Origin of the sequence: Methanopyrus sp. SNP6 (assembly GCF_002201895.1) — an archaeon.
Lineage (GTDB): Archaea > JAADCQ01 > Methanopyri > Methanopyrales > Methanopyraceae > Methanopyrus.
Genome location: NZ_CP019436.1, coordinates 314,298 through 339,818 on the forward strand (window position 1 = coordinate 314,298; position 25,521 = coordinate 339,818).

Below are 25,521 nucleotides of genomic sequence, written 5' to 3' on the forward strand. Positions count from 1 at the left end.
CAGGGATCTCCGTGCTGCGGTGGTCGTCGGCTCTTACTCTTCTCGTCCTCGCGACTCCGGCTTCCGCGACGGTGTACGTGGCGACGTGGACGGGACCCGGTCTAGACACCGACCCGAATCCTGAGACGAACTGCTGGACGACGAGCGTCTGGGACGTTAAGTGGTGGAATTCCCATCTCGACGAAATGCCGGTCAAGGAGCAAATCGAACTCATACCTGTCAAGAGTTCCTCCAGATGGCGCCAAATCTTGTACACAGGCGTCGATCCAGTGACAAAGCATAGAATCGATGTGATCTACGTTCCAGGGGGATGGAGGCCCGAAGAACACTGGGGCAGCGATTGGGACGATCTCCTAAGGTGGGCCCAGTTGCATCTCGGGATCGGATACGTGGGGATCTGCGCCGGTGCGACGACGTTCATTCGGGCGTTCCCATGCGTATGGAGCGTCGATGGGCTGAAAGGGCATGCGCTTCCCAAGGTGTTGTTGTTACCTCATCCAGCGAACCCACTAGTGAATGAGGGTGAGAGTAAGGTCATCAGGATGTACTACGCCAACGGTCCCGGCATGGAGTGGAAGCGTGGCTGGTACACGGTAAAGTACTACATCGACAAGAAGCTGCGCGAGATTAAGGCGTACTGTGACGTTCAGGGTGTAATGAAGTACCTGGAACACGTGAAAGGATGGGCCTACGTGGCCGGTCGGTGGATCGTGGACGGTGTCGAGAAAGGTCGGTTCGTTGTGATGAGCGTGCACCCCGAGATAATGGGTCGGAAGGACAAGGACCCTGACATGGTAAAGACATTCATCTACGCGATTCTCTGGGCGGCGAAGCGACTACCTTCGGGATGGAAGATACACTTGACTCTGGACAAGACACTGGTAAGTGTGGGAGAAGCCGTCAGGGTCGTCCTGAGGCTGGTGAACTCCGTGGGAGCTCCGATAGCGGACTTCTCCCCTGTCTGGGTGAAGGTGATAGGGCCAGAAAGCGAGGAAGAACACGTACTTAAGACCGACGAGAGGGGCAAGGCGACACTGACGGTAGTACCAGAATTGGAGGGGCTGTACCGCATCGAGGCTTCAGCCGTGGACGTTCAAGCCACGGGATCTTTCTCGGTGGGTATACCACCGGTGCCTTTCCCAGTGGTCACGGGAGTTCTGATAGCAGCGATATTAGGAACCGTCGTCACCCAGAGATGGATTCGACAGATTTTTCAAGGCTAGCTCGGCCAGCTTATCCGCAACGCGTTCTAACACCATCGGTGAAATAGGGTCCGGGTCCCGGATGTACCGTCCGGTCGTAACCAACACGTGATCTGATGGTGCCCCGCACTCCATGAGCTCCTTCGCCACGGGTCCTTCGGCATCCTCGAGCCGTACGACTCGCACATCTTCACTGCCGTATCCGAAGACCCCTCCGGTGCTCACGGTGATTGCTCCGAACCGCCGTGCTTCTCGGACCAGAGTGGCGGTAACCGGGGTCGTACGACCTCCAGCGATGGTGATCACGACTACGTCCGGCTCCCACGAGTTAACTAATTCGGATGCGTTTTCTTCAGTCACGAACTCGGGTTCTGCATGAACCTCCCTAAGGGGATGAACACGCCCAAGTCGCGCGGCGAACTCCGCTTTATTCTCCCCAACTCTAGCCCCATGTCTTAGGTGTATGATATCGTCCGGCTCGACCCTCTGGCCGTCAACGCATACGATCCTTTTGGGGCCTCCTCGGTGAGTTTCAAGCAGTCTCAAGAATACTCGGAAACCGAGCCTACCTATGCCGCACAAAAGGACGGTGCCGCGGGGACGCTTGCGGAGCTCGAGCTCCTCGATGAATTCATCAGACTCCACGCGTCTGGTCCCCCATAATGGTCGTTTTGGTATGCAATTGAGACGTCGTAGTAATAAGACCGTGAGGGAACCTATGGGCGAGGGGACACCGATGACTGTGGCTAGAGCGATTTTCATCAAATGCGGGAACTTGGGTACCTCCATGATGATGGATATGCTGCTAGACGAGCGCGCCGACCGCGAGGATGTGGAGTTTCGGGTAGTCGGCACGTCCGTCAAGATGGATCCGGAATGCGTGGAAGCGGCTGTCGAGACGGCGCTCGACATAGCCGATGACTTCGAGCCGGATTTCGTAGTGTACGGAGGTCCGAATCCTGCCGCTCCGGGCCCCTCCAAGGCCAGGGAAATGCTGGCGGACTCTGGGTACCCAGCGGTCATCATCGGCGACGCTCCGGGCCTTAAGGTGAAGGACGAGATGGAGGAGCAAGGGCTCGGATACATCTTAGTTAAGCCCGATGCGATGCTCGGGGCTAGGCGGGAGTTCCTAGACCCAGTCGAAATGGCGATTTATAACGCCGATCTTATGAAGGTGCTCGCGGCGACCGGCGTGTTCAGGGTAGTCCAGGAAGCGTTTGACGAGCTGATCGAGAAGGCTAAGGAGGGTGAGATCTCCGAGGACGATCTACCCAGGTTGATTATTAGTAGGAACACCCTACTGGAACGCGAGGAGTTCGAGAACCCGTACGCCATGGTCAAGGCCATGGCGGCCCTGGAGATCGCCGAGAACGTCGCCGACGTCTCAGTCGAAGGATGCTTCGTAGAGCAGGATAAGGAGCGTTATGTGCCGATCGTGGCGTCCGCTCATGAGATGATGAGGAAGGCGGCGGAGCTCGCCGACGAGGCGCGCGAACTCGAGAAGTCGAGCGATGCCGTCCTCCGGACACCGCACGCTCCTGACGGGAAGATCCTGAGTAAGCGAAAGTTCATGGAAGACCCAGAGTAACTTCTTCCACCCACTCTTCTTCTAACAGCTCGTCCAGCTCGTCCCGAAAGTACGCCCGGAACACTATCAGGGAGCGTTTTATTCCTTGCAGTTGTCGTTTCCTAATTCTCTTATCAGGTTTCAACAAATTAGCGTGCACGTCCGTCCTGCCCAAGAGCGTGATCTCACCGTCATCGAGGCAGATCGCGCCCCTGCCAATACCCGCCGTGGTGCCGATTCCGACGTCCGCTCCGGTACGCTCACGGACTGCCCTAGCCATCATGACCGCTACCTTCCTGTCGGTCTCCTCCCGGTAAGCTTTGGCACCCGACTTCGAGACCTCATCGGGTTCCGGCGGGTCTATGCCCAGAAGAGATCTCAGTCCGGACACAGTCGGAATGAAACACACCGCCACCACGGAGACCTTCCCTTCGAGTTCCGTACCTAGTATCTCGGATCCTAACTCGCCTGTATACCCGCTCGCGGAAGCATGGATCTCGCGACCGACGAAACCATGGGTGAAACACTCCGCGGTTGCGACCCTGATCACCCAAGGTCCCCCACCATGACGTGTATTTAACCGTTATCACGTTGAAGCAGTCGGTGCGCTAATTAATCTCACTACCTGTAAGGACGACGCACTGGTAAGATATGAACGCCCTAAACGACGGGGTGCCTGCGCATGGTGGAGATCAACAAAGTCGCAATTTTAGGCACCGGATGTTGGAGAACCCACGCCGCGACGGGTATCACGACGTTCAAACGTGCATGTGAGGTAGCCGACGAGACCGGCATTAAAGAGGCCGCTCTCACGCACTCCAGCGTGACGTACGCCGTCGAGCTGAAGCACCTGGCGGGCGTTGACGAGGTGGTCCTATCCGACCCCGTATTCGATGCCGACGGCTTCACGGTCGTGGACATCGAAGAGGACTGCGGCGTGGATCTGGATGAGTTCATCGAGGCGCACCTCAAGGGCGACCCCGAAGACGTGATGCCTAAGCTAAGGGACTACGTGAATGACATCGCCGACGACGTTCCGAAGCCGCCCGAGGGCGCCATCCACTTCCTGAGCCCCGATGAGATGGAGGACAAGCTCGACATCGTTGTGACCACAGACGACGCGGAGGCCGTCGAGGACGCGGACATGATCATCTCCTGGTTGCCCAAGGGCGGCGTTCAGCCCGACATCTTCAAGAAGATCATCGACAACATCCCGGAAGGCTGTATCGTGGCCAACACCTGCACGATTCCGACGCGACAGTTCAAGGAGATGTTCGAAGACCTGGGCCGCGACGACCTACAGGTGACCTCCTACCATCCAGCGACCGTGCCGGAGCATAAGGGCCAGGTATTCGTGGCGGAGGGTTACGCGGACGAGGAGGTCGTCGAGGCCGTCTACGAGATAGGTGAGAAGGCCCGTGGACTGGCGTTCAAGGTCCCGGGTTACCTGCTGGGCCCGGTGTGCGACATGGCCAGCGCTGTCACGGCGATCGTGTACGCCGGTCTGCTAACGTTCAGAGATGCATGTACCGACATTCTAGGAGCCCCAGTGGACTTCACCCAGAACATGGCCGTAGAAGCGCTGAAGATGATGGCAAAGTTCATGGAGGAGGAGGGTCTGGACAAACTGGAGGAGGCTCTGGACCCGGCAGCACTCACGAACACGGCCGACTCGATGAATTTCGGCCCGCTGGCGGACACGGAAATCCTGCCGAAGGCCCTAGAAGTCCTGGAGGAGTACTCGAAGAAGGCAGAGTAAGCCCCTTTACTTTCCCACAACAGTCCCTTTCCAGGGGAGCTCGTTGAAGGAGCCGGGAATAACTGATCTCACGGAGACAGTTCGGTCACGTCCGTTCTGGGACGTCGTCAAAGAAATCGGGTTAGCTAAGGCCGAGGAAATCGCCGAAGTTGTTCCGGAAGGTTCCCGGGTACTCGTGTTGGGAGCGTACCTGACGGGAATCTTCGTGGCAGAGCTCCTCTCGGAGGAGCATGAAATCACTGTCCTGGATCCCGAACCCGCGCTTCGGAAGATCTTACCCTCGGGTGTGAGGTTCAGGGCAAGTCGAGTACCTCCTCCCGGACGCTACGACGTCGTGATAGATTTGACGGGATTAGGCGGAACGAACCACCGGGCGCTACGTAGACTGAACCCCGACGTACTCGTGGTGGAAAACCCGGCCGGAAACATGAACGACCCTCGAATCGAGGAGTACAACGACACCGAAGAGCGTCTGGAGGCCGGGAAAGAATCCTACGAGCTCCGACTGTTCGACGCCCCGTTCGAGGCCAAGACCTCCGGCACGTTCACACTTTCCGTGAGGGCCGTACGTGAGGCTGCGAACAGGCTGGAACGCCATTACGGTGTCCTTTACGCCGTCCCGGGCGCGGTTAACCTCGAACGATGGACCTTCAGGCTGAGGAGACCCGAGGAGGGAGTCGAGCGAGCTCGAGAGAAACCGGCAGTGACGGTATCGCAGCTCACCGGTTCCTCGGACCCGGACGAGGTCATCGGGGAAGTCCTTGATGAGATCCTCTTCGAAATCCGTGAGCGTTGAAGACGTTCTGGGAACCCTTGAGGAACTGGCACCGTTCGATCTAGCCGTCGAAGGGGATGAGGTAGGTCTCGTCGCCGGGGATCCCTCCGACTCCGTGGACCGTGTGGTAGTATGCCTAGACCTCACACCTCGGCTCGTTCGTCGGCTGTCCTCCGAAACACTCGTGATATCACACCACCCCGTCCCCGAACCTCTGCTCGAACGCGTACGATCCCCTGTGATCGTGTTTCATTCGAACTGGGATGTAGCTCGAGCCGCGGAGGCCCTAGCCGAATGGTTAGGGCTAGAAGATGTCCGTAAGCCGGATCCGCTAGCCGCCGAAGGCAGGTTCGACGGTACGCTCGAGTACCTGTTGTCAAGGGTTGAGGACGTTCTTAGCCCTCCGGAAATACGAGTAGTCGCCGCGAAAAACCGCATACGCGACGTGATCGTGGTCCCCGGGTTTGGACTATCCACGGAACGTTTCGTTCGTCTCGCGGTAAAGGAAGGAGCTGACGCTGTCGTCTCCGGTGATCTGACCCACCGAACGGCCATCGTAGCCCGTGTTCTCGATGTGGCTTGTGTGGATGCCACTCATGCACGTACCGAGCTGCCCGGGTTGAAGGAACTCTCGGAGGAACTCTCGAAGCGCTTGCAGGTGCGGGTGGAGCTGAGGCCACCCGAGCATCCGGTGGGGGACCACTATCATGCGTTTCAAAGACGCACTGCGCGAAGTCAGGATGGATCGTGAGTTGGCGGATATCGAAGCCATCGTCCGCTTACTCTCCGCTAAATCGGTTCGGGTACATGACCTGTTCCGAGCCGCCCTGAGCGAGAAACTCCACCATCGCGGAGAGCTGGTAAAGCTCACGTCAACAATACACGTAACCAATGAGTGCCGTATCCGGCCGAGATGTGCGTACTGCGGCTTCGCCTCGGGAGCATCCCCGGAGGGCTACTTCAAGGGATTTACACGGAGCTACGAGGAGATCGCGGAGGCCGCGAAAGCCATCGAGAAATCGGGAATCACACGCATCAGCTGTTCGGGAGCCTATCGTGGAGACGGAGGTAAGCTGGCCGTGACCGCCGCTAGGGCGGTGAAGGAGAACACCGACCTGGAACTCCTCATCAACTTCGGTCACGACCTGTCCGAGGATACCATAAAGGAGCTCGCGAGGTTAGGTGTGGAGACCATCTGCTGTAATTTAGAGACCACCAACAGGGAGCTGTTCGAAAGGCTGAAACCTGGAGACAGCTTCGAGGAGCGCGTCCGTGTGTGCGAGACAGTATGTCGATACGGCATTGACCTATCGAGCGGCCTTCTGGTGGGAATCGGTGAGAACTACAGGGATCGAGCCGAGCATCTGAGGTTCCTCGCGAAGTTCGAAACCCTCGCGGAAATACCCGTTATGGGGTTTAACCCGTATCCCGGTACGCCGATGGAACACGTACCCCGTTGTTCGCTGATGGAGCAGGCGAAGGTCATGGCCGTAGCCAGGCTGATGTACCCCGACTTGATGATCACCGCCCCAACACCGACCGTGGGACCGGAGGAGGTTGAGGTGGCACTAATGGCGGGTGCCGACAACCTGGCGACCGTGATACCGGACAACCATCCGCACGAGGTTAAGGGTGTCGGAAACCCGAGAACTGGTAACCTGGATAGGGTCGTGGAGCTCATTGAGGGGTTCGGGCTGGAGCCCGAGCTCAGGGGTGACCGAGCTTGCTCGACCTCCTGCACGAGGCCTGCGAATCGCTCGACGCAGCGCTCGAGCTGAAACGGCTGGCCTACGAGGGGAAGTTGAGCGTCGATGAGGTGATTACGGACCTAGGAGAACTAACGGATCGGGAACTTGAGACCCTTGGCGACAATCTTCGCACGTTTCCAATGGGATGTGATCTGATCGAGTTAGCCGTAGGACCCTGTGCCTCCGATTACTCACCGGATGTCCTTCTCTCGAACGCTATCCTGGCGGACCGGATGGGATTACCACTACACGTGTGCGCGTATGCGGTGGCGGACGTAGCCGAGAACTACGGGATGAGACCCATCGAGTTGTTCCGTCGCCTCGTGAGGAACGTTCGCGTGCCGGTGGACGTGGATCACATCGGAGTTCACGGTCCGATGCGGTTCCCGAGGGACATAACCGCGTGTGAAGGGACCTGTTACCTGGAAGGACCGCCGTTCAAAGAGTGTCCCAGAGGTAGAATACATCGACGGTTGATCGACAAGGAGAGACAGCAGGGAGAGGATCTAGAGGAATGGGCGGAACTGGCGGCATCGATCTGTGTGAACGTCACGGGAGAAGGAGGACAGGACGCTGAAGCCCACGCCGCTCCACTCGACGAGATGAAACGCGTCGCCGAAACGGCCCGACACGCGGGCGCGGGTGTCGGAGCTATCCTGCACGTCGCAGACGGCGAGGACGAGTTCGCCGACGGCCTCAAAGCGGCCGTCGAGGAGGTGAAAGCGGATTACCTTGCGGTCGAAGGAGGCCCGTTCAACCGAGCCGAAGATAGACTCTCGGCCTTCCGACTGGCCGTAGTAGCATGCAGGATATTCGCGCCGGGAAAGGTCGTCTTGACCAACGGGGCTTACGAGGACGAGCTCGTCGTGGGACTGAGAGCGGGCTTGAACGGTGTCCTCTCCGGATTCCCCAAAAATCACCATGGATACATGGTCGGGTACGAACCCGGAACGGCGCGACGTGGTAAATTCGGACTCCCAAAGGTTCTCGCAATCATGCGGAAGACGATGGGCTCAAGGTACGGGGACACCAAGGTGCCTGCCGGGTGGGAGGAACTCGAAGGGGTCACGAGGGCAGCTCTCTTCTTGGGATCCGACTTACTGTACCCACGAGATGTGGCAGGCATCCCAATCGGGGACGTTCATTGGGTAGCTACCCTCCGATCCAACGCTGCCCGTGAGTTGTCCGGCGAGGTTAAGTCCGTCGAAGACGTCGTATCGAACGTGGACGCGGGCACGGTCGCTTTGCTGGGTGGGAGGTTCCCCGCCTGGGGTCTGGCCATAGCTCTCGACGAACTCGGCGTATCCGAGATATTGATCAGCGACCTCGATGCGTGGGTGGAGAGGGTCACTGTACGGCTGCTGAACGAGGAACTCGACGCTACGGTTCATGCGATGGCTGGGGACGACCGCAAAGCGATGAAGGAAGCCGATGTGGCGTTCGTGACCGCTGTTCTACCTAAGGTAGCGGAACGCCTAGCTGAGAGGACCGGGGCGAGAACCGTGTGCTAAGGGAGACACTGCTCAAAGCCTGGCAGGAGTCATGGGAGGGCACCCGCAGGGGTGACGAGAAGCGGGAGGTCGAGAGACTCCGCGAGTACCTGACCTCGGCAGACCGGCTCGCAGTGGTAACAGGCAACGAGAACAAGCTCCGGGCTGTGAACAGGGTTCTCCGTAGGTTCGGGTTGTCTGAGGCCGAAATGGTACGTGTGCCGACGGAAATGGCGGATGCGACGCTGTGCCCCGCCATCTTCAAGGCGATCATGGGAGTTCAGGCGTCGAACGCCGACGTAGTGATCGCTAGAGGGAGGTTAGGGGTCCCGGGATCCGGAGCCATGACCGTGTTCATGGATGCGCGATGTAGGTTGCTGACGGCGGCCCTTTCTCCACCTCACGTCATCCACGAGATGTCGGTGGAAGAGGCTATGGAGCGCGAAGTGGAGGAAGCCTTGCGGCGTCTGGGTATGAAGGAGAACACGCCCCATTTGCGTTGATCTAGAATCGTTACACGCATAAACTCCCCAATCCCAGTGGTAAGAAAAAGTGAGTTCAGCAGAGCGAGTCCGATGTTTGAAGAATTGGTAAAGCCCCGGGCACGTTGACGTATCGAGTCATCGAAGTATCAGCCACAGTACTATTACACATCCGTTTTACTCATGCCACCACCTAATCTTTACCACGTCATCCGACCTCAAGGATCGTGGATGGTCCTGTGCCCTTCGCGCTGACCACAGGGATATAATACGATGGTTTTAAATAGTTAGCGATGGACGTAGTATGTGGTGGGCATATAACGCGAGTTAGGGTGACTCGTAAAATCCGTACACGCGATGCAGCCACTGACTCTTGTAGGTAAGTCGCCCGAAAACCGTGGTGGGAGATAGATGCCGCGGGACAGGCTGTACTGTACCCGGCAGGAGGACCGGCCACCGCCCGGCTCGCCACGCGGACCATGTGCCGGGCGGGTTTACCCGCCGTCATCGTAGTCCGGCGGGCCGCCAATCTTTCAGCCATTTCAGGTTCACTTCTTAAGTGCTTTCGGGAAGAACTCGCGGCGGGCCTCACGTAAGGTGATACCCTTGACGCGTGCGTACGCTTTCCTCAGTGTTTCGGCTCTTATCTCCATATGTCCTTCCTCTTCGGATATGCGTACGGCTTCACGTACGACATCTTCCAGTATATCAGGGTGGTCGTCTTCCAGCCTCTTGAGATATCGGAGTGCCAACGGGCGAACCTCGAAATCGTCAGGGATGAGATCCAGAGGCTTTAACCTCATACCTCAGCGCCCTCCAGCGCTCGGGAACATGGACACGATCGTTCCGGTGGGATGTACTCGATACAGCGCTCAACGAGTTCCACTACCTTAGGTCTGAGCTCCTCGACCAGCTCGAACACTTCGTCGATCGTGCGGCGGCGATCGTCGATGCCTGCGGCGTAGTTGGTGCACAGGCACACGGAGGCATAGCAGATCTCGAGCTCCCTGGCGAGCACGACTTCCGGGAACCCGGTCATCCCGACGATATCACCGCCGAGCTTCCGAAAGGCACGTATCTCAGCAGGAGTTTCGAACCTGGGTCCTTCAGTGGCCACGTATATAGCGCCTTCCTTGACCGTGTACCCTAGGTCGTCCGCGGCCTTCAGTAGCGCTTCACGTAGCTCCGGACAATAGGGTTCGGTGACATCGACGTGGACGACCTTCTCGTCGTAGAACGTCGTCGGTCTGCGCTTAGTGAAGTCGAGGAAGTCCACCGGAAGGACGATGTCTCCCGGCTCGTACTCGCCGGAGTTGATCACGCCTACGGAATTCGTCGCTAATATCCGTTTCACGCCGAGCTCCCGCATCGCCCACACGATGGCTCGATAGTTGACACGGTGTGGGGGCAAATCGTGGCCCTTACCATGCCGGTTTATGAAGTATACCAGATGGTCTCCGACCCGAGTGATGTCCACGCGTACGGTGCCGTATGGCGTGAACACCGTCCGCCTGCGTTCTGGCAGACCGGGTCGGAAACCCGTACCGCCTATCACTCCTACCTCTGTCATGGGTCCTCACGCTCCAGTAGCGGATCTATCGCCGCTTTGAGGATGGAAAACGTCTCTGCCTCGGACCATCTAGAGGTGTCGAGGACGAGATCGTACAAGGAGAGGTCCGTCGGGTCGACGCCGTAGATCTCTTTATACCGCTTCAACTCGCTCTTTTCCCGCTCCTGAATGCGCCGGCGAGCCTCTTCCACGTCGATCTTTTCGCGCTTCGCTACCCGTTCGGAGCGCACTTCTAACGGAGCTTTGAGCCATATCTTGAGGGTAGCCAGGTCAGGTCCTTTCACATGGTCCAGTTCGCCGGCTGCCACGAAAGCCGCTAGGCGTCCCTCGAGTATTACGTCACCCTTCTCAGCGGCTTCCCGCTGCCTCCGATCGATTTCAAGGTCGATCTCCGGATTGTTCTCCGCTACCTTAGAGAATTCCTCTATGCCCATATCCCGCTCTTTAGCCATTTCCCGGAATATCTTACCGGCGTACACGTGCTTCAGGTCGTAGTGCTCGGCAAGCCGCCGGGCCATGGTGGTGGTGCCGGAACCCGGGAGGCCGCCGATAGTGATGACTACGCTGATCGAAAACACCCCTCACTCCTCGGGCTCCGGTGGTTCCTCTCCCGGTAGAACCGGCAGCCACGGCTGCTCCCGCTTGCGCTCCCAGAACTTGTACCTCACCTTGTCCTTGATGAGCTTCCTAGTGCACTCCGGGCACAAGATGCCGCCATAGGGACGGTTCGGTCGCTTCTGCGTCTTCGGCGCGTTCTTGAGCTCGACGTTGCGACCGCGCATCACGCCGTTCAGCCGGCGACCACAGGCTCCGCACTTGGGCCAGTTCGGTATCTTCTTCTCGAAGTGAATCACGGTCCTACCTCCAGGGGTGCGCTTGTACACTCGTCGACGGGACCTGGACCGGTACCTCGGGGCCGGCATCGTCTCACCCCCCTCCGAAGCGTTTTACCACCATTTCCGCCAACGGCTTGAGCACGAACGACACTGTGACGGCGCAGATGATGTACCAGCCCACAGGGCCTAGTGTATCCCCAACACCAGGCACGTAGAACGGTAACTTCACCGTCCAATGAGCCAGCCGGTACTCTAAGGTGTATACAATAATGATTATAGGTGGGAACGTGATGAGCATAGCTTTGATCTGCTTACTCATCAGCCGAGATTGGACATTCAAGAGCTCTTTGGAGTGGTCTCGCATCTTCTCCTCTATCTCCTTCATCTTCTCCACGTCACCTAACACCTTAGCCTTCCGGAGCTCTTCTTGGTACTTCTTGGTCTCGTCAGCCATTTTCCGGACTCGCTCCAGCTCTTCACGCCCGATTACAAGTTCGTAAACGATGTCGATGAAAAACGTCACAAGAGCCGCAGCCACCAGCATCCCAAGGGCGGGACCGAAGTAGTGGACGAACGGGTCGACGAGTGGGTAAAAGTGCCGTGCAAGTCCTTCAGTGAGTCCGTGCACGTCTCCCTCCCCGTCAGAGGGATCGGACCGTCTCGACGAACTCACGTACGGCCTCTTCGAGACGGTCGTCGTGGTTCTCGATGATTTTCACGGTAGCCCCGGTCAGTGTGGCGTAAGCCATCGCCGCCATTCGGTTCATCTCTTGGTGCTCTTTTATCTCGTGTGCCCGGTCGTAGTCACGTTGACGCTCCTCTGAGTCTTTCACCCTCCGCATCATGATCTCATCGGGGTCGGCTTCGATCAGAACGATAACGGCGGGCTGCAGCTCCTCGAGGACCCAAATCGGAAGACCCGGTAGGTAACCGGCTGGTGTTTTAATGGTACAGTGCGTGTCGACTATAATTCCCTCCCTCTCCTCGGCCATCTTGGCGATCCTACGTGCGGCGAGGCGCTGGATTTCACGCTGCTTTTCGGCCGGGAGCTTCCTGATCTCATCGCGATGCTCGACTAGACCCTCTTCTTTGGCGATCTCGAGCATGACGTCGCCGTAGTTAACGTGTTCGTAACCCTCGAGCTCCTTTACGGCCTCGGTGGTGACGGTCGTGGCTCCGACTCCGGGCACTCCCGTCGCTACAATCACGTAACCCATCCAAATCCACCCCTCTACGCTATCTCAAGGTCTTCTCGAGGAATTTCCGCACGACGGGGTGTGTCTCCATGAGGCGTTCTTGCTTGATCTCCTCGTACATATTGTAGAGGATTGATACCGTCAGGAGTACGCCGGTACCTCCACCCAGCGCGCCCATCAGGTCGGCACCCGCTGCGAGGAACCCTACGAAGGCTCCACCCATCACGGTCACTGGGTAAATGTACTTCTGGAGTCGCTTCTCCAATACCCTGATGTCTCGACGGAAGCCCGGGATGTGCAGACCGGCACGGTGCAAGTGTCTGGCGATCTCACGTGGCCCCATACCGGTCAACTCGACCCACAGGACCGCAAAGAACACGGACGCTATCACCATGGCCATCATGTAGCCCAGCGCTTGCAAGGGATCTGATAGTGTCTTCACGATGCTGTTAGGGGGTGACAGGTAGTACACTAGCCCGGATATCGGTTGACCGCGTGGGTCGAGCTTCCCAAGTATCGGTACACCCATCCGTTGGAAGGCTAGTGCCCACAGTCGAACGTTCATGAACAGCGCCGAAGCTAGGATCACGGGGATATTGGACGTGTAAAGTAGACGGACTGGGAAGCGGCCTCGAGCACCTCGAATTCCGGCGAACGCGATCGGGATCTCGACCCTTATACTTTCGACATAGAGTACTATGAGGAACGTGATGACGGCTCCGGTGACCGGAGCTAGTAACGTCCAATCCGGCGTCCCTTGCATCACCGAGTACAGGAACGCCCAGACGGCACCCGCGGGGCGTCCGGGCTGTTGCGGACTCGGAAGCGGGTTGAACGCTCCGATGATAATCTGTGACGAAACCCCAGCGACGATGAATAGTCCGACACCGGACCCTATACCCCACTTGCTAACGACCTCGTCCAAGAAGATGACCAAAATGCCACCGAGCGCCAGCTGTAAAATGAGTAGGATTTCGAGCAGGATACTCGGCTCGGCCGGCGGTGCGGCACCGCTGAACACCATCATTGCACCTTCGAAAAAGCACAGGGCGATCGCGAGCAGTTTCTGAAGGCCTTGGAAGAGTCTTCGGTCTTCAGGATTCGTGAGGTCCAACTTGATTAGGTCGCCTCCGATGAGAAGCTGCAGGAGTATCGAAGCGGTAACGATAGGACCGATACCCAGAGTGAGGATCGAGCCGAAGTTTCCGGCTAGGACAGCACGTAAATTCGCTAAGTAGTCCACAGCCTGCGGTGAGAGACCGTAAAGTGGAATTTCACACAATATGAAGTAAAGGATGAGTGGTATTCCTGTGTACTTGAACAGCTTCTCGTTGAAGGATACATGCCTATCCGGAACCTTGACCTCAGGGAGCCTCTCCAGGATCGGTCTTAGCCTCTCCAGCCAGTCATCCGCCAACATCGTCTCCTCCCAGAAGCGTTTGGTGGCGACTGGGACGCCGAGCCTTGAAAAAACCGGCGGGCACTACACTTCCCTGGCTTCCCCACCTGCTTCCTCTAGCTTCTTGACGGCCCTCTCTGTGAACTCGGGAGCGACCACTACTATCGGCCGCTTAACATGACCTCCTCCTAGCACCTTGTCGAAGGGACCGCCGTAGGGCTTCAGTCGCTCGTCAGTAACGTCGATTATTATCTTATCGTTATCCTTCTCCGCGATCCCCTCCTCTAGGAGCTTGTCCGCCAGGGCGTCTAACTCGCCGACGTTGATGGTGTTGGATTCCTTAACCACTTTGGGTGGGCGGTTGAACCCGCGCTTACCGAAGTGATCCGGCATGTACTTAATGACGTGGAACCACTTGTGCTTGTGCGATCCCGCCATACCGCGCCCACCGCGGTTACCTGCGCCGCGCCGGTTCTTGTGACTGCCTCCGCCATGAGTCCGTGATCCGCGGTACTTCTTCGGGGACTTCTTCTTCCGCCGCACGACCACGTGGGTTACCCCCTTCAGATCATCCGCTCCAGGAGGTCGTTGATGGCCTTCCCGCGGTAACCGAGAGCACCGCCGAGTATGTACGGCTTCTTAATACCTCCTCTTTCGTACCCTCCGCGAGGTGGATGCAAGCGGAAAAACGGCTTCAGCTTCGGGATGTCATCGAGTTCCGCCTCGAACTCGCAGTACGCCCGTGAGAACTCCTCTATACTGTCGTACTCGGTGTGTTCAGACACGTATTCGTCGGTTACCGGACGACCACCTTCTAGCTCTCCCCGCTTCTTCAGCAGGGCCGCCACGGTGTCTGGTTCCACTTCGCCCCACGTCACGTAATCCTTGATCTTCTGCAGCATACCAAGGTAACTCGGGCGATCGTCGATCAGTACGCACCAGTTGCGCCGCAGCAGCTTCAGCATCCGCGCGGTATCCTCGATATCTCGACGTACACCGACGGGACCGCGCACCCGGACGACCGCAAGCCGGGTGGTGGCTCGCTCGTACTCACGGGCCTTCGGGCTGACCTTGACTCCGATATCCCCTTTCGCGCGGCGGGCCGCCGCCTCGCTCGCCGTCTCGTGTTTCAGCTCAATCTTCCCGGTAGCCGTCATCTTTTACGCCCCCTCAGCGCTGCCGCTCACGATTCCGAGCCGCTCGGCCTCCTCCTCGCGCATCCTCACGTAGATTAGGTTCCGCAGCGCATCGAACGTCGCCTTGGCGAAGTTGATCGTGGTCCTAGTCTCGCCCTTGCCCTTACCGCCCGTAGTCTTCGTCCAGACGTCCTCGATGCCGGCCATCTCCAAGACCTTCTGCGCGGTCTCACCCGCGACGAGCCCGGTACCTCTTGGGGCAGGCTTGAGCGTGATACGGACGCTGCCGCACTTACCGGTGATCTCGAATGGGACGGAATGTTGTCGACGGCATCCGCACTCCCAGCTACCACAGCCACGACGGACTTTAATGATGTTTAGCTTAGCCCGGTCGATCGCGGCGCGGATCGCGGGACCTACCTCTCGAGCTTTACCCTGTCCGACACCTACGAATCCGTCCTTGTTTCCTACCACCACCGTGACTCTGAACCTCACTCGGCGGCCGGACTTGTGCATCTTCTGGACCATGTTGACGTCGAGTACCTCCTCTTCTAGGTCGGGCAGCAGCCAGTCCACGATCTCTGGCTCTAGGATCTTCCAACCCTGAGCGAACACCTCGTCGATTGTCTTGATCTCTCCTTCCTTGACCATGCGGCCTAGTTTGGTTTTGGGTTCCCATTCCTCCAAGTGCGGTGGGACAGACATGCTCGCATCGCCCCCGCTACGCGCCGCCGAACTCCTCCTCGATTTTGGACTTTACTTCCTCGAAGTGTTCCGGGAGTTCTTCCGGCTTCAGACCGCGTTCGAGGTACTTGGAGAACCTGCGCTCATATTCCTCCGGGTCCTCTTCCTTGATCTGTCGGGCCATGTTGGCGATGTGCTCACCACGAATCCTGTCCTCCGGTGGGAGCACTTCCTCCCCATGCGGTATGTCCATGCCGGCGTCCAGGGCCCCCTTCAACATGGCGAACACTCTGGAGCCCCGCACGGGTCGGTGGAGTCCTATGTCGATCACCGCTCGCTCGATGCCACGTTCAAGCGCTCGGAGACCGCACAAGTAACCCGTCAGATATGCCGCCGGTGTGTTCCCGCAGTGTCCCTTCCAGCCGAATTTGTTGCGCAGCTCGATGGAGTGGGCCGAAGCCAGTGTGACGTCACCCTGCGGGGCGAAGTCGACGATCTGGGCGATGTTGTGGTTGAGCGTCTTTCTGGCCACTAGGCGCGGAGCGTCGGCCTTGATTAGCTCACGTCGCTTGTAGTAGTTGGTCTTACCCTCGCGACGCCTTCTGAACGGAACCCGATACCTGGGACCCGTGGCCAACACAACCACCCCTTACTTTTTCCACAGGTCGTTCTCCTCGATGTACGCCAACAGGTGAGAGGTGTCGCGGAAGTATCCTCCCTTCGCCATCATGTACAGCTTCCGATACGTGCTGCGGTCGATCTTGCCGGAGTCTCGGAGCTCCCGCAGCTTGCGCCTAATCGGCCTTATTCGTTGGATCCACGCGCGCTTCTTCGGCATCCGTGCGCCCTTCGCTCCCTTCCGACGACCCGGACCACGCTGGCGCCCCTTCTTCCGCTGTTCGTGCCGCTTTCGGGCTCTCACCCGGGATTGTCCCTTGATCGGCCTCTTTCGGATAACCCCTTCCTTGATGAGTCGACGGATGTCCTCCCGAGTCTGGGCTCGGGCGACTTCTTCCAGCCTCTCCGGGTCTATCCATACCTTGTGAACACCGCATTTGAGTATCTCAGCCGCCATCCGACGCTGGGGCCGTAGGTTCATGGTCCTTCTCACCCTCCTACTTCGGGCCTGGACCGTCACTCGACGCCGCCGTCGGTTCGAGCCCTAATTAGAATATTCCCCGGAGGGCACCATCGGGCGGAATATCCTGGTGCGGAGTTCCTCGGCCTCCTCCTCGTCCAACTCCCGCACCTCGAGCTTGTCGTCCTGCTCGGGGAGGATAGCCGAGTGACCGTAAGGATCCTTCAGCACGATCGTGATCTCGTCCTCTCCTGAAACCGCCGCATCCATCCTGCGTAGAATTTCTTCCGCCCGCTTCTTGGACTCCTCGTTATCCGCCCACCTGGCGGCGGTTTCCACGCGTTCTCGGATTCTCCTCAGCAATCCCTCGATGTTGGACACGAAACCCTGAGCGGCGGGACCTGGCTTGACCTCGACCCCGAGCTCTGGTATTTCAACGAAACCTGAAGGTGAGCGGACCACTCGAACGCGAAGATCCTCGGGTGAATTAACCCGGTACCGATACTCCGCAGGTTTCCGATCCTCCAGACACATGACATCGGAGCGCCGATACCCGCACGTCTTACAATGAATGAACTGCTCGAGGACTCGCCCGAAGTGTGGTATCTCATCTATTCTTCCGTGCACCATCAGCGCCTTCTCTCCACACACCGGACACTCTAAGTAGGAGAACTCCATCCTGTACTTCATTTCGTGGGTTTCGCGGTTACCCTTCCCTATCTTCTTTCCCAACCTCGCGCACGTCCCCCGACCGTAGCTCTTCTACCTTAAATCCTTCCATTCGAAGCTTCTCGATAGCACGATGTAGTGACTCCTCGTCTGGAGCGGAGATTTTATGATAATGTACGTTATTCGATGCGGAGTAAAGATGTTTGAAGTATTGCTGTGATTCCTCGTTGTTCAAAATTTCTTCCCATTCGTCAACTGGGTCCCTTCTGAAGGATACTTTGATCACATCACGCTTACCTGGGATGGGGAAACCAATGTCTATTAACCTGCAGTTGTTCTCTCGTATGATTTCGGCCTCCCGAATAGAATCTTCCAGATTATGGACGGATTTGATTACTACACTGACACTTCGGACCACGGACAGCACCTCGCTGACCGTACGGTCGATATCATCGTTCTTGATAGTGGGTATGCCGTGCTCGTCCGCCGCTTCAAGAAGGAAGTCGTGAATAATTCGGATCTGACGGAAGTACTCGAGATGTCGGCCTCCACGACCCTTTTCCATGGCACGCTTCACGAACCGCTCACGGTGCTCCTCCTCGTCCGCATAGAGTATAACCATGTGGACGTCGGCGTACTGGTAGTCTTCCGGATGTACGAGGCCCGGTACGAGGTGGACGCCTTCGATCACAAGGTCACTAGCGTCCTCGACCGCCCTCTTGATCACCATGTCGATAGCAGGCTTCACCATTGAGGCGTGCTCCACGAAACCGGCGATGACTCGGTCTCGGAACTTCTTTGGAACCATGTGGTCAGGAATTCTGAGCGCACGATAGGCGTTGTAGGAAGACATATGAAGCACAGGGGCGTACTTTTTGTCGATCGCTCCACGGAGAACCTCTCGGAGGTGATCCGTCTCGATAAGGTGCGTGATGTTGAGTCTCCTCGCGACCTCACGGGCGATCGTGGACGTCCCAACGCCTGAAGCGCCACCGATCAGCACGATCGTGGATCTAGCCATTCATCAGCCCCGCCTCTCGATGTCAACACTATCGGAAGTTACCAGCAGTACGGTGTCCTTAATCACCCCGACGAATCCACCAAGACTCACCGCGGTGCGCTTGAGTTCTTGGATAATATCCTCATGACCATCGCGATCGAGGAGGGGTTTGACATCCAGTATCAGCACGTTCCCTTGGTAAAGCTCGTTCATCAAGTCCTCCAGATCCGACGGCTCCTGAACCCGAGATACCACTATCGTAACTTTGGGGTGCTGAGACCTCTCTTCCTCTTCTTCCTCAAGGAAGTCCTCAAGCATGGGGCCTTTCGAGTTCTCCCCCTCACCAAAGATCCTTCTCAAAAACCCTAACATCGTGCCCCGCCCCGACCGGTCCCCTCGATAGTGCGGATCACGTCCCGTGCCAGTTTCTCGGGTTCCTCGACGGGATTCCTCACTGGAACCTGCTCTCCTGTAACCCGCCATATTCTAGCACGTAGTTTACGAGCGTACGTCTCGAAGGGCTCCTCCAAGTTCCTCGGGTTCACGCACACCGCCGCGAGGTCCGCGTCGGGGACTATCGCCCGAAGGGCCTTGACTTCAGCCAGAACCCCACGAGGGTACCGGAACGGGTGGTTCGGGCGGTGGCACACTACCACCGCGTCCGGAGCACATCCGAGTAATATCCCTAGGTAGAGGGGCCGTGGGTGTGGGTTACGACGTTCGGTGAGTGAAGACTGTCCCTCTACAATGATCAAGTCGGCGTCTTTCTCCTCGGCGACGTAGTCGACGGCGTGAGCTACAGCGGAAGCTACGTCCATGACGGAGAGAGAACCCGCTCGAAACCCCACGTCCGCTTCGAGCGTCGCGAACTCTCCCGTGGCTACCGTAGCTGGAGTATAGCCTAACGCCTCGAGTCCTTCCGCTAACTTAAGGGTCGTCGTACGTTTTCCACACTCTTGGGAGGTTCCACCAACGAACACGCGAGGTATCTCCGTTTCAGGCCCGTCCTTCTTGGGCACTACCTCAGTACAGCGTTCTGGAGCATCCCCGGCCACCTCACGCACGACGTCCAACCTGGGGCTCAGCTCGAGGATCTTGACGCCTCTCGACTCAGCCAGCTTCACTAGCGCAGGGTAGTCCTCGAGCGGAAGTGACCTGAAGGACGTGACTACGTTGAGGCCGCGGCGGATGGATTCCACGGCTAGCTCGAGGGCCCTGTGTTCCGCACCCTTTGGAAGCATGATCGCTACGGAGGATGCTCCTTCGACGGCCTCATCGAAGTCGTTCGTGACTTTCACTCCGGCGATCTCCGTTCCCACCTTACTCGGGTCGTCGTCCATAATCCCAACGACTTCTACCGTTGGGAGGGTCGCGAACTTTTCCCCGCCGCCCCCGGCACCCACCACGGCGAACGGGTTGAGCTCGGCGAGCTCATCGATCGAACGTAGCACCGTCAACTGTAGCGGCCCCCCAGCTTCACCGCGATCCGCGCCGGCTAATGCTGATAGTATTACCGGTACCCCAGAGCGACCCGTAGCGTTCGTCGCTTTTCACGAACCCGACGCTCGATCTCCCTGAGCAGCCTTCCGATGCCCTCACCGGTCAAGGCGGACACGGGGACGGGTCTGTGACCAGTACGCTCTCTGATGCGTTCTAACCGTTCTTCAAGTTCCCCGCGGTCGAGAAGATCGATCTTGTTCGCGACGAGCAGCGTCTCGAGATCGGCGGCGTACTTGATCACGTGGAGTGCACGGAGCGTCTCGGGACCTACACGCCTCGTGACGTCGACCACGAACAACGCTAAATCGTATCTGCCGAGCTTCTCAACGACGTCTTCAGCACGGACACCTCGTTTACTCCGCTTACCCCGCTCGTCGGCGAGTCCGACGGTATCGAATACATACAGCGGGAACTCGCGGGACGTCCACCGGTAACCGGAGACGGTCTTCGTGGTACCTGGGACTTCGGAGACTTCAGTGACCTCTCGCCCCATCAACGCGTTGACCAGAGTGGACTTGCCGGCGTTTTCAGGCCCCAACACGGCGATGCGAAAGGCCCGCGAGTCCAGCTCCGGAACCTCTTTCACAGAGGCCTCCTTCATTCCTTCACTCCCCGCACAACCCGGGCTAAACCTGCCAAGAACCCCAAGACCACTCCCAAAACCGGAAGCAACACCTTGAGCAGTCTATGTTGCACGTATTGGGACAGGATCCAGCCTGCAACTACCCCAAACACCACGGAGCTCGAAAGCTCCACAGCAGCGATATATTCCCTCCGCAAGGGGGCCCACCCGGGGATAGTGATTTGGACGTGGAAGCGATTTACCGGCTGAAGCGCATACTCAGGACGGGGTGGTTAGTCCGGGGCATTCCCAGAAGCTCCGTGGAAAGCGTCGCGGAACATTCTTTCGGTGCGGCGATGTTGGCTTGGGAGATCTGCCATCGACTGACCGAGCGAGGTATCGACGTCGACCCTTACAAGACCGTCGTCATGGCGCTGATACACGATCTCCCGGAAGCCCTCACCTTGGACCTAGACGCCGAGGCATCACGGGTGTTCGGTGATGCCAAGCGCGAAGCGGAAGAGAAAGCCGCCAAACGCGTGTTCGACGGGAAACTACTCGATATTTGGAGGGAGTTCGAACGACGTGAATCCCCGGAAGCGAAGGCTGCCAAGCTCGCGGACACTCTCGACATGGCCTTGCAGGCCTTGGAGTACTCTCGGGTCGGGTTCGAAGCGTGTCGGGAGTTCTTAGACTCAGCGGAGCGCGATGCTAGGAAGCTAGGTCTAGAGTACCTACTAGTTTTCAAAGAGATACTACGTGAGTGGGGGCGGAACGGCGATGAAGGTAGTGGAAAAGGATCTGGATAAAGGATACATAGAAGTACTTCCTGAAACGTTGGACGATCTATGGCACTTATACCACGTCGTTAGGAGAGGTGATCTAGTATTTGCACTGGAAAGACGACGGGTTAAAGATGAGAGGGCCGAAACTATCAGAAGAGATAAGGGGGAACGCAAACCGGTTTACCTAGGAGTCCGAGTAGAAGATGTAGAATTTGATAAATACGCGAACAGGTTACGAATCAAAGGTGTGATAGAGCACGGCCCAGAGTCTGGATCACACCATACCATCAACGTTACGACCGGGAAGCGGATAAAAATCGTGAAGGACGGGTGGGAACGGAAGGACATAGAGCGCATCGAAGAGGCCGAGATATTGCGACCACCAGTGATGCTCGTGGCAGTAGACACCGGTGAGGGAACCATTGGAATAGTCAGGGATTACGGGTTAGACATCGTGTCCAGGGTGCGGCACAACGTACCGGGGAAGCGCGGCGGTAACCGAAAGGCGGAAATGCGGAAGTTCTTCCATCAACTCGCCGACGAGATCGAGCGTATTGCCGAAGAGGAAGGGGTGGAACACATCGTCGTGGGTGGCCCGGGGTTCGTGAAGTCGGATTTCGCCGAGTTCTTACGGGAAGAGCGTGACATTCCCACCCACGTGGAGGATACTGGCTCGGCGGGTGAGGCCGGGCTCATCGAAATGATCCGACGTGGAGCAGTGGAGAAGGCAGTCGAAGAGTCTAGGGTCGCGGAGGAGGTCAAGTATCTCGAGGAAGTGTTCAAGAGGATCGGCAAGGGTAATGACACGGTGGCGTACGGCGTCCGAGAGTGTCTCAAAGCCGCGGAGTTCGGGGCTATCGAAGTATTGCTAGTGGCGGACGAGAAGTTCCGGGAAGCGATGGTGGAAGGTGAAGAGGACGTCCTGAACGCCGTCAAGTACGCGGAGCGTACGGGGGCAAAGGTACTCATTGTAAGCACAGAACACGAGTGGGGAGAGAGGCTACGGGAATTGGGGGGAATCGCCGCACTGCTCCGGTTCTCTATCCCCACGGGGTAGCACGGTAATCGTACACCGGCGAGAACACACGTCCCCTGCGTCGTGGAGTATCTCGACGTCGTGACCGGCCAGCCGGCACAGTTCATCTATGAGGTTTACCACCGGGCACGCGGGATACCTACTTATGGAGTCCTGGATGATTCGTTTCGCCCCATCTGACAGGGACTCATACTTTTTGAGCATTGAAAAGGGCGAGATCGGGCACCCTTCTACCGTCACGATGATTTTGTCACCTTCGACTTCGATTCTTGCCGCTTCGCCCAACATCCTATCACAAACATCCTTCACTATGACGTCGACAGAGACTCGTTCGAATCCAGCGTAGTCCGGCATCAACTCGTATTCTAAATACGACTCGGCAACCCGTCGGTACACGGTCTTCCGGAACGCTGTAGCTCGCTCTCCGAACATCTCAGCGGGTACCGTGATGATCGCAAAGTTGAAGTGTCGGAGCAGTGAGCGCGACTTCAATCCTCCACCTCCCGCACCTCGCCACGCTCCTTCACGAAGACTTTCTCGGGATCCACTCGAATCCCCTCATCGGTGATATCGAACGGGTGACGCCGCATGCTGTGCGCGGTTCCCCTCATCTTCCACACTATCAATGACCTCCATAGTCTTCCTTTTACTTCGTCGAGATCGAGCCGAATAATACCATCCACTGCGTGTTCCACACCCGGACCTCCAAAGCCACGTTCGTGGGCGGCGATCTGGTTAACCAGGATGCTGGTACATCCTAGCCCCGCGAGCATCCGTTTGAGCCTGAACATGATCCGACGCGCCACACTGGGCTTATCGATGTACAACGGAGTCACGGAATCTATGGCCACCCGCTTGGCTTCGACGTCGTTGACGGCCTGCCTGATCACTCCAATCAGCTCACTGGCATCCGTCGGATCCTTCACGACGTACTTCTCGTACTCGCTCGCCCTACCTATACCACCCGTAAACGCGTCCACAACGGCCAGGAGACCCTCATCCTCGTACTCCCGGAAGTTCCAGCCGAACCCTTCAACGTTCTTCCTCACCTGAACCGGGTGCTCCTCAAGCGTCACGAAAACGCCGGGCTCACCTTCCTCCAGCCCCTCCCAGATGAACTGCTGTGAGAATATCGTCTTACCCGTTCCCGGACCTCCGGTCAGTAGCACGGCGTTGCGCTCCGGGATTCCCCCGTTGAGAACCTCGTCCATTCCAGGAATACCAGTTGAGACTCTCTCTACGGTCATGGGACCACCCCCACTAGACCAACTCGAGCTCAATTCGATTATAATTCATTGCTCGGGGGATAGCCCTTTGGGAGGACTTTGCCCGAAATGCAGGGGCCGCAGGTGGTGTGGGCGCGACCGTTGCCCCTTCTTGAACGCACTGAACGAGGTCCGAGCTAGACTCTCGAGTCGGAACGTCGACGGTTACACCGTAACTGCCTACGTCTCGTGGCGTGGGTACCCGCGGGTTATCGCGGCGCCGGGGGTCGGAGAGCGCCGCACGCCGGATGAAGGAGGTACCCTGGCCGATCTCCCGTACGAAGAGGCACTGAAAACTAGAGCACTCACCTTCCGTAAGTACCGTGGGAAGCGCGATGTCCGAAACCCGCCGGACCTGTCGGATCCCGAGATCGAGTCGTCGGTTTCTGTGAGACCCGTGGAGAGCACGCTGCAAGTCCGACGTAGGCTCAGCGGCGCGTCCAGAACTACCCCGTTCATCGGGCCCTTAGTCGAGGGAGAGCTCGAACTCGACGGGACACCGAAGGTTCCACGCGACCTGGAACGCTATCATGAGGACGACGTCAAAGCCGAGGAGGCCGTCGTTGGTCTCTACCGACGCGGCTACGACGAGTCGTACATCGCGCGGGCGTTGTCGTTAGGACTGTTAGGAAGGGACCGCCGAATGGTGCCGACCCGATGGAGCGTCGCGTCGGTGGATTCGATGATCTCAGAACACCTGACACGGGAGGTCAGAGACTTACCTGTATCTTCGAAATACCGCGTCTTGTCGGGCGAAATTTTCGGTAACGAAATGTGGGTGATTTTACGCCCGGAACCGTTATCGTACGAACTCGTCGAATCTTACGAGCCGGGTGCGCCGTGGTCCGATCGCACACGAATCGCAGTACTTAGGGACTCGGAAGTGAAGGGTTGCAAGGAACCCCGCGAAACCGGAGGTGCGTACTTCGCGGCTAGATTAGCGGCCTTAGAGTGGTGTTCCGAGCTGAATAAACAGCACGGAATCACCGTGATCAGGATCGTTCGGAAGAAGTACTCAGCGCCGTTAGGTGCTTGGGTGATTAGGGAAGCCGTACGACGCGCCGAGGAGGTGTTTTCAACGGACGATCCGCATGAGGTATGGGAGTTCCTGCGGGAGAAGTTGGGCGATCCGGTAGGTAAAGCCGCTCTGAAGGTGATCAGACGTAGCCGCCAGAGAACTCTCGACACGTTTTTATGAGTAAGTAGGAGCCGAGCAATAGGGAGGAAGGCGATGCTACTGTTGAAGGACCACGCGGAAGTACTGATTACGGTCGAGGAACTCGGTGCCAGGGAAGAGGCTAGGGAGATCGCCAAGGAGGCCGAGGCGATCACGGAAATCATCCCACAGCGGTTGCTAGAGCTCGAGCTTCAAGGTCTGATGGAGCGAGTCGGACCGAATGAGTGGGAACTAACCGATGCCGGAAAAACCGCTGCGAAGGCAGTAGCTGAGACCGTCGATATTCTGGAGCAGCCACCACAAGAGTGGACGCATGACCGATGGGTTGGCTCGGACACGATACTGGCGCTGAAACACTCAGCCCTATCCTTCGTGCCGGAGCGTTGGGAAGAGTTGCTGAACGAGCGTGGTCTGTCGGAAGATGGCGAGCTGACAAAAGCCGGAGAGCTAGTGTTAGAGGCGTATTTCAAGGCGACTCCGAAACTGTACGTCACCCAAGATGTAGCCGGGCGAATAGCTAAGTTACCACCGGGACCCGGGACATTGAAAAACCTTCATCAAATACCGGGAAACTATAGACATTCCAGATAACATCCTCCACGCGC

The 25,521-nt window shown here is 57.8% G+C and carries 34 protein-coding genes; 12 read left to right on the forward strand and 22 right to left on the reverse strand.

The window, feature by feature from the left end; all coding sequences use genetic code 11:
* The first annotated feature begins 11 nt into the window (after window positions 1-11).
* Window positions 12-1,223 carry a hypothetical protein gene (locus BW921_RS01790; RefSeq protein ID WP_168168648.1) on the forward strand — a complete coding sequence of 404 codons (1,212 nt, stop codon included), beginning with the start codon at window positions 12-14 and terminating at the stop codon, window positions 1,221-1,223.
* Here BW921_RS01790 and BW921_RS01795 read toward each other — a convergent pair.
* Window positions 1,173-1,847 (reverse strand): ThiF family adenylyltransferase, encoded by a 675-nt coding sequence (locus BW921_RS01795; RefSeq protein ID WP_148688318.1) that lies wholly within the window; start codon window positions 1,845-1,847, stop codon window positions 1,173-1,175. The two genes, BW921_RS01790 and BW921_RS01795, sit on opposite strands and share 51 nt — an antisense overlap.
* Before the next feature lie 91 nt (window positions 1,848-1,938).
* Between BW921_RS01795 and BW921_RS01800 the strand changes: the two genes are divergently transcribed.
* Complete coding sequence (locus tag BW921_RS01800; RefSeq protein ID WP_148688319.1) at window positions 1,939-2,790, forward strand: F420-dependent methylenetetrahydromethanopterin dehydrogenase; 852 nt, start codon at window positions 1,939-1,941, stop codon at window positions 2,788-2,790.
* Here BW921_RS01800 and BW921_RS01805 read toward each other — a convergent pair.
* Entirely contained in the window at window positions 2,771-3,319 is a 549-nt protein-coding gene (locus tag BW921_RS01805) for a FeGP cofactor biosynthesis protein HcgF family protein (protein WP_148688320.1), read from the reverse strand. The genes BW921_RS01800 and BW921_RS01805 overlap by 20 nt on opposite strands.
* Before the next feature lie 132 nt (window positions 3,320-3,451).
* On the opposite strand from BW921_RS01805, the gene hmd reads away from it, so the two are divergent.
* The 6 genes from hmd to BW921_RS01835 are packed head-to-tail and all read left to right on the forward strand — an operon-like array spanning window position 3,452 to window position 9,044.
* Window positions 3,452-4,528 carry a 5,10-methenyltetrahydromethanopterin hydrogenase gene (gene hmd / locus BW921_RS01810; protein ID WP_148688321.1) on the forward strand — a complete coding sequence of 359 codons (1,077 nt, stop codon included), beginning with the start codon at window positions 3,452-3,454 and terminating at the stop codon, window positions 4,526-4,528.
* 43 nt (window positions 4,529-4,571) lie between these two features.
* Window positions 4,572-5,324, forward strand: coding sequence for an SAM-dependent methyltransferase HcgC family protein (locus tag BW921_RS01815; protein WP_088334975.1), 753 nt, complete (start codon window positions 4,572-4,574; stop codon window positions 5,322-5,324).
* Complete coding sequence (locus BW921_RS01820; RefSeq protein ID WP_148688322.1) at window positions 5,293-6,054, forward strand: Nif3-like dinuclear metal center hexameric protein; 762 nt, start codon at window positions 5,293-5,295, stop codon at window positions 6,052-6,054. The genes BW921_RS01815 and BW921_RS01820 overlap by 32 nt, the downstream gene beginning before the upstream one ends.
* A complete protein-coding gene (gene hmdB / locus BW921_RS01825; RefSeq protein ID WP_148688323.1) occupies window positions 6,011-7,081 on the forward strand; it encodes a 5,10-methenyltetrahydromethanopterin hydrogenase cofactor biosynthesis protein HmdB in 1,071 nt (356 codons plus the stop codon). Before BW921_RS01820 ends, hmdB begins: the two co-directional genes overlap by 44 nt.
* Complete coding sequence (gene hmdC, locus BW921_RS01830; protein ID WP_148688324.1) at window positions 7,027-8,562, forward strand: 5,10-methenyltetrahydromethanopterin hydrogenase cofactor biosynthesis protein HmdC; 1,536 nt, start codon at window positions 7,027-7,029, stop codon at window positions 8,560-8,562. Before hmdB ends, hmdC begins: the two co-directional genes overlap by 55 nt.
* Window positions 8,556-9,044 (forward strand): FeGP cofactor biosynthesis guanylyltransferase HcgB family protein, encoded by a 489-nt coding sequence (locus BW921_RS01835; protein ID WP_148688325.1) that lies wholly within the window; start codon window positions 8,556-8,558, stop codon window positions 9,042-9,044. Before hmdC ends, BW921_RS01835 begins: the two co-directional genes overlap by 7 nt.
* Before the next feature lie 527 nt (window positions 9,045-9,571).
* On the opposite strand, the gene BW921_RS01840 is transcribed toward BW921_RS01835, so the two are convergent.
* The 18 genes from BW921_RS01840 to BW921_RS07755 form a co-directional block, all read right to left on the reverse strand.
* Window positions 9,572-9,826, reverse strand: coding sequence for a hypothetical protein (locus BW921_RS01840; protein ID WP_088334985.1), 255 nt, complete (start codon window positions 9,824-9,826; stop codon window positions 9,572-9,574).
* A complete protein-coding gene (gene mtnP, locus BW921_RS01845; protein WP_148688326.1) occupies window positions 9,823-10,593 on the reverse strand; it encodes an S-methyl-5'-thioadenosine phosphorylase in 771 nt (256 codons plus the stop codon). The genes BW921_RS01840 and mtnP overlap by 4 nt, the downstream gene beginning before the upstream one ends.
* On the reverse strand, window positions 10,590-11,171 hold the full coding sequence (gene cmk, locus BW921_RS01850) for a (d)CMP kinase (protein WP_148688327.1): 582 nt from the start codon (window positions 11,169-11,171) through the stop codon (window positions 10,590-10,592). The genes mtnP and cmk overlap by 4 nt, the downstream gene beginning before the upstream one ends.
* A gap of 3 nt (window positions 11,172-11,174) precedes the next feature.
* Window positions 11,175-11,516: a 50S ribosomal protein L34e gene (locus tag BW921_RS01855; RefSeq protein WP_088334991.1), complete on the reverse strand. Its 342-nt coding sequence runs from the start codon at window positions 11,514-11,516 to the stop codon at window positions 11,175-11,177.
* A 4-nt stretch (window positions 11,517-11,520) separates the two neighbouring features.
* The gene (locus BW921_RS01860) at window positions 11,521-12,057 is read right to left on the reverse strand and encodes an EMC3/TMCO1 family protein (protein WP_148688328.1); all 537 of its coding nucleotides are present in this window, start codon (window positions 12,055-12,057) and stop codon (window positions 11,521-11,523) included.
* 13 nt (window positions 12,058-12,070) lie between these two features.
* Window positions 12,071-12,646 carry an adenylate kinase gene (locus BW921_RS01865; RefSeq protein WP_148688329.1) on the reverse strand — a complete coding sequence of 192 codons (576 nt, stop codon included), beginning with the start codon at window positions 12,644-12,646 and terminating at the stop codon, window positions 12,071-12,073.
* A gap of 19 nt (window positions 12,647-12,665) precedes the next feature.
* Entirely contained in the window at window positions 12,666-14,042 is a 1,377-nt protein-coding gene (gene secY / locus BW921_RS01870) for a preprotein translocase subunit SecY (RefSeq protein WP_210400485.1), read from the reverse strand.
* Window positions 14,043-14,108: 66 nt separating this feature from the next.
* Entirely contained in the window at window positions 14,109-14,567 is a 459-nt protein-coding gene (locus tag BW921_RS01875) for a 50S ribosomal protein L15 (RefSeq protein ID WP_088336453.1), read from the reverse strand.
* Window positions 14,568-14,587: 20 nt separating this feature from the next.
* Window positions 14,588-15,106, reverse strand: a complete 519-nt coding sequence (locus tag BW921_RS01880) for a 50S ribosomal protein L30 (protein WP_148689289.1) — start codon at window positions 15,104-15,106, stop codon at window positions 14,588-14,590.
* A gap of 78 nt (window positions 15,107-15,184) precedes the next feature.
* Window positions 15,185-15,865, reverse strand: a complete 681-nt coding sequence (locus tag BW921_RS01885; protein WP_148688331.1) for a 30S ribosomal protein S5 — start codon at window positions 15,863-15,865, stop codon at window positions 15,185-15,187.
* Window positions 15,866-15,881: 16 nt separating this feature from the next.
* On the reverse strand, window positions 15,882-16,481 hold the full coding sequence (locus tag BW921_RS01890) for a 50S ribosomal protein L18 (protein WP_088334999.1): 600 nt from the start codon (window positions 16,479-16,481) through the stop codon (window positions 15,882-15,884).
* Between the two features lie 12 nt (window positions 16,482-16,493).
* Window positions 16,494-16,943, reverse strand: a complete 450-nt coding sequence (locus BW921_RS01895) for a 50S ribosomal protein L19e (protein ID WP_088335001.1) — start codon at window positions 16,941-16,943, stop codon at window positions 16,494-16,496.
* Window positions 16,944-17,006: 63 nt separating this feature from the next.
* The gene (locus BW921_RS01900) at window positions 17,007-17,654 is read right to left on the reverse strand and encodes a ZPR1 zinc finger domain-containing protein (protein WP_210400486.1); all 648 of its coding nucleotides are present in this window, start codon (window positions 17,652-17,654) and stop codon (window positions 17,007-17,009) included.
* A complete protein-coding gene (locus tag BW921_RS01905; RefSeq protein WP_148688332.1) occupies window positions 17,629-18,612 on the reverse strand; it encodes an AAA family ATPase in 984 nt (327 codons plus the stop codon). Before BW921_RS01905 ends, BW921_RS01900 begins: the two co-directional genes overlap by 26 nt.
* Window positions 18,613-18,615: 3 nt before the next feature.
* A complete protein-coding gene (gene sepF, locus BW921_RS01910; RefSeq protein WP_168168649.1) occupies window positions 18,616-18,951 on the reverse strand; it encodes a cell division protein SepF in 336 nt (111 codons plus the stop codon).
* A 5-nt stretch (window positions 18,952-18,956) separates the two neighbouring features.
* Window positions 18,957-20,042, reverse strand: coding sequence for a DUF1611 domain-containing protein (locus tag BW921_RS01915; RefSeq protein WP_232452990.1), 1,086 nt, complete (start codon window positions 20,040-20,042; stop codon window positions 18,957-18,959).
* Between the two features lie 59 nt (window positions 20,043-20,101).
* A complete protein-coding gene (locus BW921_RS01920; RefSeq protein ID WP_148688334.1) occupies window positions 20,102-20,692 on the reverse strand; it encodes an Era-like GTP-binding protein in 591 nt (196 codons plus the stop codon).
* On the reverse strand, window positions 20,689-20,871 hold the full coding sequence (locus BW921_RS07755) for a hypothetical protein (RefSeq protein WP_168168650.1): 183 nt from the start codon (window positions 20,869-20,871) through the stop codon (window positions 20,689-20,691). The genes BW921_RS01920 and BW921_RS07755 overlap by 4 nt, the downstream gene beginning before the upstream one ends.
* 30 nt (window positions 20,872-20,901) lie before the next feature.
* Between BW921_RS07755 and BW921_RS01925 the strand changes: the two genes are divergently transcribed.
* Window positions 20,902-21,462 carry an HD family hydrolase gene (locus BW921_RS01925; RefSeq protein WP_236953850.1) on the forward strand — a complete coding sequence of 187 codons (561 nt, stop codon included), beginning with the start codon at window positions 20,902-20,904 and terminating at the stop codon, window positions 21,460-21,462.
* A complete protein-coding gene (locus BW921_RS01930; protein WP_148688336.1) occupies window positions 21,434-22,495 on the forward strand; it encodes an mRNA surveillance protein pelota in 1,062 nt (353 codons plus the stop codon). The genes BW921_RS01925 and BW921_RS01930 overlap by 29 nt, the downstream gene beginning before the upstream one ends.
* On the opposite strand, the gene BW921_RS01935 is transcribed toward BW921_RS01930, so the two are convergent.
* Entirely contained in the window at window positions 22,439-22,966 is a 528-nt protein-coding gene (locus BW921_RS01935; protein ID WP_148688337.1) for a hypothetical protein, read from the reverse strand. The two genes, BW921_RS01930 and BW921_RS01935, sit on opposite strands and share 57 nt — an antisense overlap.
* Window positions 22,963-23,721, reverse strand: coding sequence for a KaiC domain-containing protein (locus BW921_RS01940; protein ID WP_148688338.1), 759 nt, complete (start codon window positions 23,719-23,721; stop codon window positions 22,963-22,965). The genes BW921_RS01935 and BW921_RS01940 overlap by 4 nt, the downstream gene beginning before the upstream one ends.
* A 67-nt stretch (window positions 23,722-23,788) precedes the next feature.
* Here BW921_RS01940 and BW921_RS01945 point away from each other — a divergent pair, with 67 nt between their 5' ends.
* Entirely contained in the window at window positions 23,789-24,937 is a 1,149-nt protein-coding gene (locus tag BW921_RS01945) for an Nre family DNA repair protein (protein ID WP_168168652.1), read from the forward strand.
* A gap of 33 nt (window positions 24,938-24,970) precedes the next feature.
* Window positions 24,971-25,507: a DUF505 family protein gene (locus BW921_RS07975; RefSeq protein ID WP_148688340.1), complete on the forward strand. Its 537-nt coding sequence runs from the start codon at window positions 24,971-24,973 to the stop codon at window positions 25,505-25,507.
* Window positions 25,508-25,521 lie beyond the last annotated feature (14 nt).